Raw genomic sequence first — 13,713 nt, forward strand, 5'->3', positions numbered from 1 at the left:
ATGGGGGCGAACTAGGCGGTGAAGGCGGCGGCGTGCTCGGCCGCCCACTGGGAGAAGGCGCGGGCGGGGCGGCCGGTGACGTCCTCGACCGTCGAGACGACCGTCTTGCCGATGTCGGGGGTGTTGCCGAGGGCCTGGATGAGGAAGCCGATCGTCTCCTCGCCCATGCCGTCGGCCCGCCACTTGGCCTTCGCCTGCTCCTCGGTGAGCTCCACGAAGGTGATCTCGCGGCCCAGCGCCTCGGCCAGCATGCGCACCTTGTCCCGGGTCGCGATGGCCTCGGGACCGGTGATCGTCAGAGTCTCGCCGTGGTGGCCGCCCTCGACCAGGACCGTCGCCGCGACCGCCGCGATGTCCGCCTCGTGGACCAGCGCGCTCAGCCGGCCGCCGAACGGCTCCCTGATCACGCCTTCGGCCTTGATCGACTCGGCCCACCACATCAGCGTGTTGGACATGAACTCCACCGGCTGCAGCAGCGTCCACTCCAGACTGCTCGCGGCCAGCGCCTGCTCCATCGGACCGTCGGCCCTGCCGCCCAGCACGGTGATGCGCCTGACGCCCGCCGCGGCGGCCACCTCGATGATCCGCTCGCCGTTCTTCAGCGGCTGGTAGTCGTCGCCCGCGAAGTTGATCAGGTGGGCCGCGGTGACGCCTTCGAAAGCCTCCTTGAGGCTGTCGGGGTCGGCCAGGTCGCCGCCCACGACCTCGACGCCCTCGGGGAGCTCGGCCTTGGCGGGGTTTCTCGTGAGTGCGCGGACCCGCTGCCCGGACTGGACGAGCTGCTCGACCAGCTGACGGCCGACGGTGCCGGTGGCTCCGGTGACGAGGATGGTCATGGCGGGCTCCTTAGGTTTGGAACGGAACGCTTGATTCCACTATAACAGAACGGAACGCTTCATTCCAATAGCTCAATCCGGTAACAGCCCGTCATGTCCGCCTTGCGTGTGGTTAGGTAGGACTTGACTGATCACGGCCGGAAGCGGAGTTAGGGATTGTCAAGTTTCGGGTGGCGCCATTCGCTGTTCGCGCCCGCGGTGGCCGTTGTGGTCTCGGCGTTGCTCATGCTGGCCGGCGCGGTGGGCGCGCTGCTGCGGGCCGTCGGAGCGACCACGGCGCCGACCGCTGCCGAGCTGGTGGTCACGTTGATCATCGCGGTCTTCCTCACGACGGTGCTGCGCATCGTGCGGGCCGTACCGGAGATCCAGCGCGAGAACGCCGCGATCAGGCGGGCGCGGGCGAACATCCAGGCGGCCGGCACGAACTCCGACACGCTCGTCGGCCGGCGGCTCGCGCTGTTCAAAGAGGCGGCCGAGGCGGGCACCGACCCCGAGGCGGTGCTGAGCGCCAGGTCGGCGCTGGACGAGGGCGAAATGGCCAACAAGCACCATCTCGACCACGCGCTGATCTGGGCGCTGCCGGTGTTCGGCTTCATCGGCACGGCGCTGACCATGGCCGCGATGGTCACCTCCTTCGCCGACGGTCTCGACGGCGACGGCAGCCCGGCCCGGCTGATGACCGCGCTGAAGGCGCAGGTGCTGCCCGAGCTGGCCTCCGCGTTCGGCGTCACGCTGATCGCGCTGTTCCTCAGCGTGCTGGCCTTCGGCCTGATGGCCTTCGTCGAGCGCGGCGAGCGGATGGCCGTCGGCGAGGCGGACGAGGTGTTCCTGACCTACGTGGCGCGCCTGCCCGCCAAGCAAGCCGGGCCAGCCATGCACGGGCTCGTGCAGGAGCTGGCGCTGACCAGGGGGCGGACCGAGGAGCTCACCAAGGGCCTGGACGCGCTGCGGACCGCGGTCGAGCAGCTGAGCGCGATCGAGGGCCGGCCGCACCGGTACACGCTGGTGAGGGAGCCGTGAGGCGGCGTACCGCCAGGGCCTTCGCACCGCCGCTCGACCTGCGCTTCATCGACCTGTTCATGGCGATCATCCTGGCGCTGTCGTTCATCGCGATCATGCTGACCGTGGTCGCCAGAATGCTGCCCACGGACGCCGCCACGCCGCCCGCGCCCACCGCGCGCAAGGAGACCGTGGCCGAGCTCAAGAGGCAGCTCGACGCCGCGATCGCCGCCAAGCAGCAGGCCGAGACGCAGCTGCGGGCCGTCAAGGGCCAGGCGGCCGAGCACGTCTCCTTCGGCCTGCCGTGGTGGCTCATCGGGCTGTGCGCGCTGCTCGGCGTGATCGCGCTGTTCCTGGCCTGGCGGGTCAGGCTGCACCGCGGCGGCGACCTGCCGCGGCTGTGGGCCTGGCTGGCGGGGACCGCGGTGGTGGCCGCGGTCACCTGGTGGACCCGCTCGAACGCCGACGTCGCGGGCAACCTGCGCCTGGCCGACCTGTCCTGGTGGGGGATCGACGCGCTCTGCCTCGGGTTGCTGCTGGTCGCCTACGTGCTGGTCAGCAGCATCCGCGAGAGCCGGACCACGATGGGCCAGATCCGCACGCGGTCAGGCCACGCGCGTGCCGCCCAGCCACGTGCCGAGGACCGGGACATGGCGCAGTTCTAGCGGCGCCACCTCGCGCGGGTCGCGTTCCAGCCACACCAGGTCGGCGTCCATGCCGGCGGCCAGCGTGCCCCGGCGGTCCTCGGCGAAGGCCTGGTAGGCCACGCCCCAGGTGTAGGCGCGCAGCGCGTCGTCCAGCCCGAGCCGCTCATCCGGCGTCCACGGCGGCGAGCCGTCGAGGGTCTGCCTGGTCGTGGCGATCTGGATGCCGAGCAGTGGCTCCTGCGAGCTGACCGGCCAGTCGCTCCCGAACGACAGCACCGCGCCGCCGGCCCGCAACGACTCCATCGGATACTGCAGGTCGGCCCGCGGCTGCCCGAGCCTGGGCACGCTCAGCTCCGTCTGCAGCGGATCGAGCTGCGCCCAGAGCGGCTCGAAGTTCGCGATCACCCCGAGCTCGGCGAAGCGCGCCAGATCGGCCGGATCCACCAGCTGCGTGTGCGCGATCACCGGCCGCCGGTCCCACCGCTCATTGGTCCGTACGGCCAGCGCCACGGCATCCAGCGCCGCCCGGATCCCGCCGTCGCCGATGGCGTGGATGTGCACCTGGAACCCGTCGGCGTCGAACGCCACCACGGCCTCGGCCAGTGCCTTCTGATCCCAGACGGGCATGCCGCAGGAGTGCGGGGCGTCCGCGTACGGTTCGAGCATGGCCGCGGTGCCGCCCTCGATGACCCCGTCGGCGAAGAACTTCACGGTGTTGGCCGTCACCAGCTCGCGCCCGTCCACCTGCTGCCGCAGGGCCGTGAACTCCGCGCGCTGGCCGCGCCAGCGGTCGGGGTCGGCACGGAACCCCAGGTTGGCGCGGAACCTCAGCTCGCCTCGGCGCTCGGCCTCCAGGTAGGCGGGCACCATGTACGGCTCGACCCAGGCGTCCTGCACCCAGGTGATGCCGGCGGCGGCCATCGCCCTGCCCGCCTCGGCCAGGCCCTCCACCAGTTCGTCCATGGACTTGGCGGGGACCAGGTCGAGGACGAGGTCGCAGGCGTGCCACTCGCGGAGGGTGCCCATCGGGGTTCCGTCGGCCCGCCGTACGATCCAGCCGAGCCGCGGGTCGGGGGTGTCCGGCTTTATCCCGGCGCGCTCGAGGGCGGGGGTGTTGCACCAGACGGTGTGGTAGTCGTAGGCCCGCAGCACCACGGGGCGGTCGGGCACCACCTCGTCCAGCCAGCGCGCGTCGAACTCGCCGCCGGGCACGATCGTCGGGTCGTAGCTGCCGCCCACGATCCACTCCAGCTCCGGGTGTCCGGCGGCGTACCGGCCGACCTCGGCGACGATCTCCGCCACCGTCGTGCACGGCTTGATCTGCGGGCCCTGCGCCTCGAGCCCGCCGAACAGGGGGTGCGCGTGCCCGTCGCCGAAGGCCGGCATCAGGAACCCGCCACCCAGGTCGATCACGGATCCACCCTGCCGTACCGCCTCGTCGCCCAGGGCGGACACCCTGCCGTCGCGCACGGACAGCGCGTGCGTGACGTCGTGGCCCGTCCAGATCGTGCCTCCGGTGAACAGCAGGTCAGACACTCGCGGTCTCCTCCACATCGACGGTCGTGAGCTGGGCGTAGCGTCCGGGGTCGCGGCGGCGGATGCGCATGCCGGTGCCGTTGGTCCAGGAAGATCACGCTGTACGGGTCGGACCCGGCCGGCGTGCCCAGCAGGATGATCACCAGCGACAGCACGATCTGCGTGACCCAAAACTAAATGCTTTAGTTTATTGGGAGGGGACAGTACCCCGCTCTGCCGGAGAATGGAAGACATGGGCAGACGGCCGATGCTGGATCGGGAGCGCCTCTTCGCCGAGGCGCTGCTTCTCGTGGACGAGGAGGGCGCGGAGGCGCTGACGGTGACGCGCCTGGCGCGCAGGCTCGGCGTGCGGGCCGCCTCGCTCTACAACCACGTGTCGGGGCGCGAGGAGATCATCGAGGGCATCCGCGACCTGGTGGTCACCGAGATGGACCTGGAGGCGCTCGACGCCGGCCACTGGCCGACGGCGCTGACGCTCTGGGCCAGGTCGTACGTGGCGGCCTTCGCCCGGCATCCGAACACGATCCGGCTGCTGGCCAACACGACGATCAGGTCGTCGCTCACTCTTGAGATGTACGAGCGGGCCGTGTCGCTCCTGGAGGGCGCCGGCTGGCCCAAGGACCGGGTGGTCGCCGTGTTCACGGCGGTCGAGTCGTTCGCGATCGGGTCGGCGCTCGACCTCGTCGCGCCCAGCGTCATGATCGATCCCGCCGGGCGCGAGGTGCCGCTGCTGTCGTCGGCTCTTGCGGGTGAGCATCCCGAGCGCGCCATGGAGGCCTTCGACCTAGGCCTGAGTGCGCTGGTGGCCGGCCTGGTAGTCCTTCAGCGTGATGGCGACGGCCGCCTCGCGGATGGGACCGGCGATCCGCTCGATCATCTTGTCGCGGCCAGGCATGTGCGGCATCAGCTTGATCGCCCGGAGCTGGACCCAGATCGCGAACTTTGACGGGATGACCATGCCCTTGACGTTGGCCGGGCCGAGCTTCTGGTTCTTCTCCACGAACGGCCGCATCTCGCGCTCGTAGGCCGCGAAGGCGTCCTCGATCCTGGCGTGTGACGCGAGCTCGCCCGCCAGGACGTAGGCGCCCACGAGCGCCAGGCTGGTGCCCTGCCCCGAGGCGGGGGAGGCGCAGTAGGCCGCGTCGCCGAGCAGCACGACCCGCCCGCGCGACCAGCGGTCCATGTGGATCTGGCTGATCGAGTCGAAGTAGAAGTCCCTGGCCTGGCCGACGGCCGTGAGCAGCTCGGGCACCTTCCAGCCGACGCCGGCCATGGCCTCGGTCAGCTGCCTCTTCTGCTGCGCCACGTCGCGGTAGTCGTAGGGCTCGGTGGACGACCACATGAACAGCGCCTTCGCGCTGGTGTCGTGCCGGGTGCTGTAGACGTTGGCGGTACGGCCGGGCGCCGCGTGCACCGCTTCCTCGCGGTCGAGGCCGAGCGTGTTGGGCACGGTCGAGATCGAGACGCGGTAGCCCAGGTCGCGGATGAACTGCGACTCGTCGCCGAAGACGATCCTGCGGGTGTTGGAGTGCACGCCGTCGGCGCCGATGACCAGGTCGAAGCGGCGGGCGGGGGAACGCTCGAAGGTGACCAGGCCGTCCTCGGAGATGCTCGTGATCGAGTCGCCGAAGATGTACTCGACCTCGCTGCGGGTCAGGTCGTAGAGGATCTCGTTGAGGTCGCCCCGCATGATCTCCTCGTCGGCGCCCTCGCGCCCGCCGAACAGGTCCGCGTCCATCGCGGCGACCTTGCGGCCCTTGGCGTCGTAGTGGGTGGCGACGCGCATCTCCGTGCTCCTGGCGCGGACCCGGTCCATGATGCCCATCCGCTCGACCACGTCGAGCGCCTTGCCGCGGATGTCGACCTTGTAGCCGCCCTCGCGGATCGACGGAGCCCGCTCCACGACCGTCGGGGTGAAGCCGTGACGCCGCAGCCAGTAGGCGATGGAGGTGCCCGCGATGCTCGCGCCGGAGATCAGAATGTTCGTCATGGCGAGAACGGTACAGAAGTCTGAGACGCTTGTCTAGGACGATGTTTTGAGACGTACGTGTTAGACTCTGGAGGCATGGGTAACCGCGAAGATCTTCTGGAAGCCGCGAAGAAGTGCCTGCGGGACAAGGGCTTCTCGCGCACCACCGCGCGCGACATCGCCAACGCCTCAGGGGTGAGCCTGGCCGGGATCGGCTATCACTTCAGGTCCAAGGACGCCCTGATGAACGAGGCGTTGTTCGAGGTCATGCGCGAGTGGGGCGACGAGATGGAGGCCGCGCTGGCCGCCGACATCAGCCCCGACGCCACGCCCGCGGAACGCTTCGAGGCGGCGTGGGACCGGATCATCGCCTCCTTCGACCGGCTGCGGCCGCTCTGGATCACGCAGTTCGAGCTGCTCAGCCAGCTCGACCATCTGCCGGAGGTGCGCAAACAGCTCGCCCAGAACATCCTCGAGGCCCGGTACGGTCTGGCCCAGCTCTTCGAGGGCATCGACCCGGCGGCCGAGCCCGAGCGGGCCCGCCTGGTCGGCACGTTCTACCAGGCGATGCTCACGGGCCTGGTGGGCCAGTGGCTGATAGACCCCGCGACGGCTCTCAAGGGCGCCGAGGTCTCCGCGGCCCTTCGCATGCTCAATCTTTGACGCCGAGCCCCGCCGCCCGCCTGCTGCTTCGCGCCACGTTCTGGCGCGTTCCAAGTTGGTCGGCCGCGTCGCACGCTGTCGTAAGTGGGGGTGATCGTGGTGCATGGGGGGTGTCAGAAGGCGCTGATGGTGGCGGGAGCGCGTTCGGCTCGGCTGAGGGTTCTGATGACGGCTGTGGCGCCATGCCTGTGTACGGCGAGCCGAGCGAGCAGATCCACCACCGGGTCGATCACGGTGGAAGGCAGGGCGGGAGTCTCGAGGCCGACGCTGGAGGCCAGGTCGTCGGCGTGGACGACGAGCTCCATCACGCGGGTGAGCAGGAAGTCGTCCAGCCGCAGCGACCATCCTGACGAGGCGATGTGGACGATCCGGTCGTCTGGCTGGGCGGGCAGCGCGGTCCGCTGGGCGGCCAGCAGCGTTTCGGTCCTGGCCGCCACCGCGGCGGGTCCTTCCTTGGCCGCCGCCTCGCCGGCCTGGCGGATGCCGACGTTGCTCTCGTGATCGAGACCCGCCTGGACCCAGGCGGAGCGGGCGTAGTGCTCGAGCAGCGGGATCGGGTCGACGTCCTGCTCGGTGCCGGGTAGGAGGGCCTCCACGCGGACCAGTTGGTGTGCCAGGTGTCCCGCCAGCCCCGCGACGCTGAACTCCAGCAGCGCGCTGGGCTTGTCCCACGCCGCGGCGACGGCCGGGTCGCGCAGGAGCGCGACAGCCGAGGACGCAGCGACGAGATAGGACTCCCGAATCTCACCCATTCGCGGCCCTTCCTCCGGTTTCAGGTGGTTACTCGCGCCAAGACTATCCCCCCGACAATCAGCGCGAGAGCCGCCATCCTTCCCACGGAAACGGGGTCGTCGTTGAGCAGGATCCCCAGCGTGATCGCGCCGACGGCGCCGATTCCCGTGAACACCGCGTAGGACGTGCCGACGGGGAGCGTGTTCATCGCGTAGGACAGCAGCAGTACCGCGGCCGCCATCAGGACGAGCGAGATGATGGTCGGGACGGGCTTGGTGAAGTTCTGGGTGGGCTTGATGCTCTGCGACCAGGCCACCTCCACCAGGCCCGCGAGGAACAGGACGAGCCAGTTCACCGGGTCACCTCCGCAAGTGCCGCCTGGCGCGAGTGCTCGTGCTTGTCCCGCAGGTGCGCGATGGCCGGGTCGAGCAGGGAGTTGGTCAGCTCGGTGTGGATGAACGTGACGTCCTCCACCGCGAAGTGGCCCTTGAAGAAGTCGCGCAGGTAGCGCTCCTCGTGGTCGACGGGCTCGCGCGGCGTGCCAGGTCCGTAGGCGCCGCCCCGCGCGCCGGTCACCACGAACGAGCGGCCCTTCAGCGACATCTTGGGGAAGGTGATCTGGTCCAGCCAGGCCTTCAGCGACGACGGGATCGAGAAGTTGTACATCGGGGTCCCGATGAGCACCACGTCGGCGGCCACCACCTCGTCGAGCATCGGCTTCAGCGTCGTCCACGCCTCCTCCTGGGCGGGGGTGCGGACGGCCTCGCCGTACCGGGAGATGTCGGTGATCTCGTGGGCGAGCACGTAGTCGCACAGCTCGGTCCAGGCCTCGGTGATGTGGGGCACAGGGTCGGCGGCCAGGTCGCGGTAGACGTAGCCGGCGTCGGGGTGGGCGGCGCGCCAGGTGGTGGCGTAGGCCTTCGACAGCTCGCGCGAGAACGACTTACGGCGGGCGCTGGCGTCGAGGTGCAAGAGGTTGCTCATGATCTCTCCTTATGTGGACACTGTGTCCGGTTGAGAGCATAAGCGATAAGCGGACATGGTGTCCACATATACTCGGATGCATGGAAAGAGCAGACGCCGCGCGCAACCGCGCACGGATCCTGGAGGCCGCCGCGGAGCTGTTCGCGGCCAGGTCGCCGCAGGACGTGACGATGGACGACATCGCCAAGGCGGCCGGAGTGGGGCGCGGGACCCTGTACCGCCGCTACCCGGACCGGGCCTCGATCGCGGTGGCGCTGCTCGACGCGCACGAGAGCGCGCTACAGGAAAAGCTCCTACGCGGGGATCCTCCACTCGGTCCCGGCGCGCCCCCGGCCGAACGCCTGGCCGCCTTCTACGCGGCCATGGTGGAGCTCCTGGAGAACCACGCCCACCTGGTCCTGGGTGCGGAGGTGGGGCGCACGCGCTTCGAGACGGGCGCGTACGGCTTCTGGCGCGTCCACGTCCGCTCGCTCCTGGTCGCCGCGGGCACCCCCGACCCCGACGCGCTGGTGGACACCCTCCTCGCGCCCCTGGCCCCCGACGTCTACCGCTACCAGCGCACCGACCGCGCCCTCACCCCCGACCAGATCACCGGGGCACTGACCCGCCTGACGCGGGTGCTCGACGTCAGGACGTGCTGAACAGGGAGCTGACGGATTCGCCGTCGTGGATGCGGCGCATGGCCTCGGCCAGGGCCGGGGCGATCGACAGGATCGTGAGCTTGTCGCTGGGCTTGGGCGGCGGGACCGTGTTGGTGGCGACGATCTCCAGGACCTCCGGGTGGTTGCCGAGGCGCTCGACGGCGCCGCCGGCGAACAGGCCGTGCGTGCAGGCGACCCGCACCGACCTGGCGCCCCGCTCCCGCAGGCGGCCGAGGAGCTCGATGACCGTGCTGCCCTTGGCGATCTCGTCGTCGAGGATGATCACGTCCTTGCCCGTCACGTCGCCGATCACCGAGCTGATCACCACGCGGTCGTCGGGGAAGCGCTGCTTGGCGCCCACGGCCACGTCGGCGCCGAGCATGCGGGCGAAGGCCGCCGCCTCCTTGGCGTTGCCCAGGTCGGGCGAGACGACCACGGTGTTGGACAGGTCGTACTGGCGGAAGTGGGCGGCCAGCTCGCGCAGCGCGTGCAGGTGGTCGACGGGGACGCTGAAGAAGCCGTGCACCTGCGGGGAGTGCAGCGTCATGGTCAGCACCCTGCTCGCGCCCGCCGCCACCAGCAGGTCGGCCACCAGCCTGGCCCCGATCGAGATGCGCGGCGCGTCCTTCTTGTCCGACCGGGCGTAGGCGTAGTGCGGCATCACCACGGTGGTGCGGGCGGCCGAGGCGCCCCTGGCGGCGTCCAGCATCAGCAGCAGCTCGACCAGGTGCTCCTGCACCGGCGGCACCAGCGGCTGGATCAGGAAGACGTCCCGCTCACGGCAGTTGGCCTGCAACTGCACCTCGAGCACGTCGTTGGCGAACCGGTCGATCTTGACAGAGTGGAGCGGAGTGTCCAGCTGGGCGCAGATCTCCTCTGCCAGCTCGGGGTGTGCACTGCCGCTGAATACCGTGATGTCCCGCACGATTCACAAAGGATAGCTTCACGGGCTCGCATAGTGATGCACCAGGGCGGGTAACCCCGCACTGTCGAGCCACCGTGCCCTTGTGCTGCACACCCGGCGCCACCCTGCCCGTTCGTAGAACGCGATGGCGGCCGTGCCCTCGTGCGACACCTCCAGCGTCAGCCGCTCCCCGCTTTCCGACGCGGTGTCGAGCAGCCGGGCGGCGAGCCCGGTGCCGCGGGCGGCCGGGGTGACGAACAGCCGCGTCAGCGCCTTCCCCGTGGACGAGCCGAGCGCCTCCGCCACGGCCGGTTCGAGGGTTTCCGCACGGGCGATCCCGACGTGCCCGACCACGGCGCCGGAGACCGCCACCCAGGCCTGGATCAGATCACCGGGCGTGAGCCAGCGGCGCGGGTCGTCGGGCCAGTCGACCGGGTAGCGGTCGGCGGCCTGGACCTGGCGCAGGGCGCTGACGCAGGCCTCGAGGTCGTGAGCGGTGCGCGGGCGGATCACAGCAGCTCGGGCGTCAGGGCGTCGAGGCCGGGCAGGACGCGCCAGGCCATCGCCAGGGCGTCGGGGGCAGGAGGGTAGGCGGGGTGCGGGATGGCGATCACGCGCATGCCGGCGGCGTGGGCCGAGCGGAGGCCGTTGCTCGAGTCCTCCACGGCCAGGCACCTGTCAGGGGCGACGCCGAGATGGGAGGCGGCTTCCAGGTAACCGTCGGGGGCGGGCTTGCCGCGGGCCACCTCCTCCGTCGAGACGGTGGCCGCGAAGTACTCGCCGAGGCCGGTCACCGACAGCACCACGTCGATCAGCCGCCGCGGCGAGGAACTGGCCAGGCCGACGGGTACCGCGGCGGCCATGCGCTTGACGGCCTCGACCGCGCCGGGAAGCAGCGGGACCCCGGCGGCGTAGCGGGCGGCCATCTCGTCGACCACCCCGCGCGCGATCTCGGGCGGCGACTGCCGTACCCCCAGAGAGTGCAGGTAGGAGGCCCACTCCGAGGTGCTCATGCCCATCAGGCGCGACTGGGTGTCGGGCTGCCAGGTGCCGCCGTGGTCGGCCACGTAGGCCCGGCGCACCGACTCCCAGACGGGCTCGGAGTCGACGAGGACGCCGTCGAGGTCGAAAACACACGCTTCCACCCGATCAGCTAATCACACCGCCTCGGCGGGCTAGCGAGACCTGCCTCTGGCTGCTGCGGAGAGTCTGAACGCCAGGTAGCCCAGCAGCCCGAGCCCGCCCGCCGCGGCGGCGAGGGTGAGGCGCTGGCGGCTGATGCGCCGCTTGATGTCGGAGTAGGGGACCGTGGAGAAGGAGACCAGCTCGTAGCGCGACACGTAGCGGCCGGGCAGCAGCCGTTCGAGCGCGTGCTCGAACCGCTTGCCCGCCAGGAAGGCGCGGGAGGCGACCCGGTCGCGCATCTCGACGAAGTTGTCCAGCGCCAGGTCGGCGATCGTGTCGGCGTTGGGCTTGCGCCGCCGCTCGTACAGCTCCAGCGCGGCAGGGAAGTCGTCGCCCGTCTCGTCCAGGCAGCGGTCCAGCTCGACGCAGTCCTCGAACCCGCAGTTGGCCCCCTGGCCGTAGAAGGGCACGATGGCGTGCGCCGCGTCGCCCACCAGGCCGATCGTCACCTCGTCAGCGGTCAGCTGCCACGGCGAGCAGCGTACGGTGACCAGATGCCCGACCGGGTTGGCGGCGAAGTCGGCGGCCAGGTCAGGCATGACGGCGTCGGGGTAGTGGCGGGTGAAGTACGACAGCGGATCGGGCAGGTCGAAGTCCGCGGACGGCCAGAACAGCGTGCAGGTGAACGAGTCGTCCGGGTTCGGCAGCGCGATCATCATGGACGAGCCGCGCGGCCAGATGTGCAGCGCGCCAGGATCCAGGCCCGACCCCGGCGGGATGGTCAACTCCTTGTAGCCGTAGTCCAGGTAGTCCTGGCTGTAGTTCACGCCGGGCAGCCCGCGCAGCCGCTCGCGCACCGCGCTGTAGGCGCCGTCGGCGCCGAGCACGACCTGCGCCTTCTCCTTGATGGAGCCGTTGAACTCGAGCTCGCCGCCGGAGATCCCCGTCAGGCGGTGGTCGAAGCGGACCGTGACGCCCGGCAGTTCCAGCGCCGCCTCCAGCAGGAGCCGGTTGAGCGCGCCGCGGCCGATCGAGTTGATCGCCTGCCGGCCGTCGGCGCTGTAGTGCTGGAACGTCAGCGTGCCGTCCACGGCGTGCATCATCCTGCCGCGCATCGGCAGCGCCTCGGCCAGCACGCGGTCGGCCAGCCCGACCCGGCGCAGCGCGTCCAGGCCGCGCTCGGAGATGGCCAGGTTGATCGACCGGCCCTTGTCCTCCTGGCCGGTGCGCGGGTCGGGGCGGCGCTCGTAGAGCGTGACCTCGTGGCCGCGGCGGGCCAGGAAGCAGGTCAGCAGGCAGCCGACCAGGCCGGCGCCGATGACGGTGACCTCCATGGGGGGCTCCTCACAGGTGGGTGCGGGCGGACCACAGCTCGGGGAAGACGTCGCGCCTGGCGCTCTGCTCCAGGAAGCGCACACCGTTGGAGCCGCCTGTGCCGGGCTTGCCGCCCATCGAGCGGCGTACGGCCAGCACGTGCCGGTAGCGCCAGTCGGAGAACTGCACGGCCAGCTCGACCAGGGTCTCGGCCAGCTCGCGCAGGTCCGTGGCGGTGCCGCGGTAGATCGCCAGCCAGGCCGCCTCGACCCGGGGATCCGGCTCGGCGTCCTCGGCGCGGATCTCGGCGGGCACGTCGAATCCCCGCCTGGCCAGCAGCGCCAGCACCGAGTCGTACAGGCTGGGGGCCTGCATGGCGGCGTGCAGCTCGCCGTACACCTCGGGGACGCGCTTGTAGGGGCGCAGCAGCGCGGAGCTCTTGTTGCCGAGCAGGAACTCCACGTGCCGGTACATGGCCGACTGGAATCCCGAGGCCTCGCCGAGCGCCGGGCGGAAGCGGTTGAACTGGTCGGGCGTGAGCCAGCTGAGCGAGGCCCAGGTGGCGTTGAGCGCCTCGAAGTGCCGCACGCTGCGGCGCAGCGAGAGCGTGGCCGCCTCGGCGTCGTCGGCGTCGAGCTGGCGCTGAGCAAGGCGCCACTCGGTGCGGAGCAGTCCGAAGTACAGCTCCATGACCTGGGTGGTCACCAGGAAGGCTGGCTCCTCGGGGGCGTCGGTGAGCGGGTGCTGCAGGCTGTGCAGCGTCGCTGTGCCCACATAGTCGTCGTAGGGCGTGACCATGCCCACATCGTCGCTGGTTATCGCCGGTCACCACAGGTGCGTTCGATGGTGCATGGCGCGTTCTGGTTTACGATCTGAAGCCATTGAGCGGCTTCGGCTTTGAGAGTCACAAGGAGTGACAATGGATGCGATGGATTGGGCCCTTATGGCCGAATTGCAGGCCGATGCCCGGCTTTCTTACAGCGAGCTGTCGCGCAGGGTGCACCTGTCGGCACCGGCGGTGGCCGAGCGGGTCAGGCGCATGGAGGAATCCGGAATCATCACCGGGTATCACGCGAAGGTGGATCCGGAGCTGGCCGGGCGGCACGTCCAGGCTGTGATCCGGATGTCGTGCTACGGGCCGCTGTGCGTGCTGCGGGATGAGAATGTGCTGAGCTGGCCGGAGATCCTCCAGGTGGACCGGCTCACCGGCGACACCTGCTGCCTGCTGCGCGTGACCACCACCTCGATGGTGGAGTTCGAGGCGCTGATCGACCAGCTGGCCCAGCACGGCCAGCCGTCGAGCAGCATGATCCTGTCCAGCCCCGTCGCCTGGCGCGCGGTCACCGCCTAGCGGCCCGCGGAC

General features: G+C 70.4%; 16 protein-coding genes and 1 pseudogene. 6 read left to right on the forward strand and 11 right to left on the reverse strand.

The genetic code is table 11. The features are described from left to right. Positions 1-11: 11 nt before the first annotated feature. Entirely contained in the window at positions 12-836 is an 825-nt protein-coding gene (locus KIK09_RS42815) for an NAD(P)H-binding protein (protein WP_214325245.1), read from the reverse strand. Positions 837-992: 156 nt separating this feature from the next. Between KIK09_RS42815 and KIK09_RS42820 the strand changes: the two genes are divergently transcribed. Both KIK09_RS42820 and KIK09_RS42825 read left to right on the forward strand, forming a co-directional pair. After that, the gene (locus KIK09_RS42820) at positions 993-1,856 is read left to right on the forward strand and encodes a hypothetical protein (protein WP_214325246.1); all 864 of its coding nucleotides are present in this window, start codon (positions 993-995) and stop codon (positions 1,854-1,856) included. Beyond that, on the forward strand, positions 1,853-2,500 hold the full coding sequence (locus KIK09_RS42825; protein ID WP_214325247.1) for a TgpA N-terminal domain-containing protein: 648 nt from the start codon (positions 1,853-1,855) through the stop codon (positions 2,498-2,500). The genes KIK09_RS42820 and KIK09_RS42825 overlap by 4 nt, the downstream gene beginning before the upstream one ends. On the opposite strand, the gene KIK09_RS42830 is transcribed toward KIK09_RS42825, so the two are convergent. Next, on the reverse strand, positions 2,441-4,018 hold the full coding sequence (locus KIK09_RS42830) for an amidohydrolase (protein ID WP_308164665.1): 1,578 nt from the start codon (positions 4,016-4,018) through the stop codon (positions 2,441-2,443). The two genes, KIK09_RS42825 and KIK09_RS42830, sit on opposite strands and share 60 nt — an antisense overlap. A 247-nt stretch (positions 4,019-4,265) precedes the next feature. Between KIK09_RS42830 and KIK09_RS42835 the strand changes: the two are divergent. Next, a pseudogene (locus KIK09_RS42835) lies at positions 4,266-4,772 on the forward strand (TetR/AcrR family transcriptional regulator); the annotation flags it as partial. 30 nt (positions 4,773-4,802) lie between these two features. Here the strand turns inward: KIK09_RS42835 and KIK09_RS58505 are convergent. Continuing rightward, positions 4,803-6,008 carry an FAD-dependent monooxygenase gene (locus KIK09_RS58505; RefSeq protein ID WP_250574684.1) on the reverse strand — a complete coding sequence of 402 codons (1,206 nt, stop codon included), beginning with the start codon at positions 6,006-6,008 and terminating at the stop codon, positions 4,803-4,805. Between the two features lie 75 nt (positions 6,009-6,083). Between KIK09_RS58505 and KIK09_RS42840 the strand changes: the two genes are divergently transcribed. Continuing rightward, on the forward strand, positions 6,084-6,650 hold the full coding sequence (locus KIK09_RS42840; RefSeq protein ID WP_214325250.1) for a TetR/AcrR family transcriptional regulator: 567 nt from the start codon (positions 6,084-6,086) through the stop codon (positions 6,648-6,650). 113 nt (positions 6,651-6,763) lie between these two features. On the opposite strand, the gene KIK09_RS42845 is transcribed toward KIK09_RS42840, so the two are convergent. From KIK09_RS42845 to KIK09_RS42855, 3 genes are read right to left on the reverse strand one after another with little or no spacing between them, the layout of a single operon-like run. Then, positions 6,764-7,402 carry a maleylpyruvate isomerase N-terminal domain-containing protein gene (locus KIK09_RS42845; RefSeq protein ID WP_214325251.1) on the reverse strand — a complete coding sequence of 213 codons (639 nt, stop codon included), beginning with the start codon at positions 7,400-7,402 and terminating at the stop codon, positions 6,764-6,766. A gap of 20 nt (positions 7,403-7,422) precedes the next feature. Next, complete coding sequence (locus KIK09_RS42850; RefSeq protein ID WP_214325252.1) at positions 7,423-7,737, reverse strand: DMT family transporter; 315 nt, start codon at positions 7,735-7,737, stop codon at positions 7,423-7,425. Continuing rightward, positions 7,734-8,366, reverse strand: a complete 633-nt coding sequence (locus KIK09_RS42855) for an FMN-dependent NADH-azoreductase (RefSeq protein WP_214325253.1) — start codon at positions 8,364-8,366, stop codon at positions 7,734-7,736. The genes KIK09_RS42850 and KIK09_RS42855 overlap by 4 nt, the downstream gene beginning before the upstream one ends. Positions 8,367-8,446: 80 nt before the next feature. Between KIK09_RS42855 and KIK09_RS42860 the strand changes: the two genes are divergently transcribed. After that, positions 8,447-9,007 (forward strand): TetR/AcrR family transcriptional regulator, encoded by a 561-nt coding sequence (locus KIK09_RS42860; RefSeq protein ID WP_214325254.1) that lies wholly within the window; start codon positions 8,447-8,449, stop codon positions 9,005-9,007. On the opposite strand, the gene KIK09_RS42865 is transcribed toward KIK09_RS42860, so the two are convergent. The 5 genes from KIK09_RS42865 to KIK09_RS42885 are packed head-to-tail and all read right to left on the reverse strand — an operon-like array spanning position 8,994 to position 13,148. Then, positions 8,994-9,932, reverse strand: coding sequence for a ribose-phosphate diphosphokinase (locus tag KIK09_RS42865; RefSeq protein WP_214325255.1), 939 nt, complete (start codon positions 9,930-9,932; stop codon positions 8,994-8,996). The genes KIK09_RS42860 and KIK09_RS42865 overlap by 14 nt on opposite strands. A gap of 18 nt (positions 9,933-9,950) precedes the next feature. Beyond that, positions 9,951-10,424, reverse strand: a complete 474-nt coding sequence (locus KIK09_RS42870; RefSeq protein WP_214325256.1) for a GNAT family N-acetyltransferase — start codon at positions 10,422-10,424, stop codon at positions 9,951-9,953. Then, complete coding sequence (locus KIK09_RS42875) at positions 10,421-11,056, reverse strand: HAD family hydrolase (protein ID WP_214325257.1); 636 nt, start codon at positions 11,054-11,056, stop codon at positions 10,421-10,423. The genes KIK09_RS42870 and KIK09_RS42875 overlap by 4 nt, the downstream gene beginning before the upstream one ends. A 30-nt stretch (positions 11,057-11,086) precedes the next feature. Beyond that, on the reverse strand, positions 11,087-12,370 hold the full coding sequence (locus KIK09_RS42880; protein ID WP_214325258.1) for an FAD-dependent oxidoreductase: 1,284 nt from the start codon (positions 12,368-12,370) through the stop codon (positions 11,087-11,089). 10 nt (positions 12,371-12,380) lie between these two features. Then, positions 12,381-13,148: a tryptophan 2,3-dioxygenase gene (locus tag KIK09_RS42885; protein ID WP_214325259.1), complete on the reverse strand. Its 768-nt coding sequence runs from the start codon at positions 13,146-13,148 to the stop codon at positions 12,381-12,383. Positions 13,149-13,269: 121 nt separating this feature from the next. Between KIK09_RS42885 and KIK09_RS42890 the strand changes: the two genes are divergently transcribed. Beyond that, positions 13,270-13,701: an Lrp/AsnC family transcriptional regulator gene (locus tag KIK09_RS42890; protein WP_214325260.1), complete on the forward strand. Its 432-nt coding sequence runs from the start codon at positions 13,270-13,272 to the stop codon at positions 13,699-13,701. The last annotated feature ends 12 nt before the right edge of the window (positions 13,702-13,713 follow it).

This window comes from Nonomuraea sediminis, from assembly GCF_018531495.1.
GTDB lineage: Bacteria > Actinomycetota > Actinomycetes > Streptosporangiales > Streptosporangiaceae > Nonomuraea > Nonomuraea sediminis.

Excerpts from the sequence above, each read along its gene's own strand:
- KIK09_RS42815 (WP_214325245.1), bottom strand. The coding sequence starts at position 836 with ATGACCATCCTCGTCACCGGAGCCACCGGCACCGTCGGCCGTCAGCTG.
- KIK09_RS58505 (WP_250574684.1), bottom strand. The coding sequence starts at position 6,008 with ATGACGAACATTCTGATCTCCGGCGCGAGCATCGCGGGCACCTCCATC.
- KIK09_RS42840 (WP_214325250.1), top strand. The coding sequence starts at position 6,084 with ATGGGTAACCGCGAAGATCTTCTGGAAGCCGCGAAGAAGTGCCTGCGG.
- KIK09_RS42845 (WP_214325251.1), bottom strand. The coding sequence starts at position 7,402 with ATGGGTGAGATTCGGGAGTCCTATCTCGTCGCTGCGTCCTCGGCTGTC.
- KIK09_RS42855 (WP_214325253.1), bottom strand. The coding sequence starts at position 8,366 with ATGAGCAACCTCTTGCACCTCGACGCCAGCGCCCGCCGTAAGTCGTTC.
- KIK09_RS42860 (WP_214325254.1), top strand. The coding sequence starts at position 8,447 with ATGGAAAGAGCAGACGCCGCGCGCAACCGCGCACGGATCCTGGAGGCC.
- KIK09_RS42880 (WP_214325258.1), bottom strand. The coding sequence starts at position 12,370 with ATGGAGGTCACCGTCATCGGCGCCGGCCTGGTCGGCTGCCTGCTGACC.
- KIK09_RS42885 (WP_214325259.1), bottom strand. The coding sequence starts at position 13,148 with ATGGTCACGCCCTACGACGACTATGTGGGCACAGCGACGCTGCACAGC.
- KIK09_RS42890 (WP_214325260.1), top strand. The coding sequence starts at position 13,270 with ATGGATGCGATGGATTGGGCCCTTATGGCCGAATTGCAGGCCGATGCC.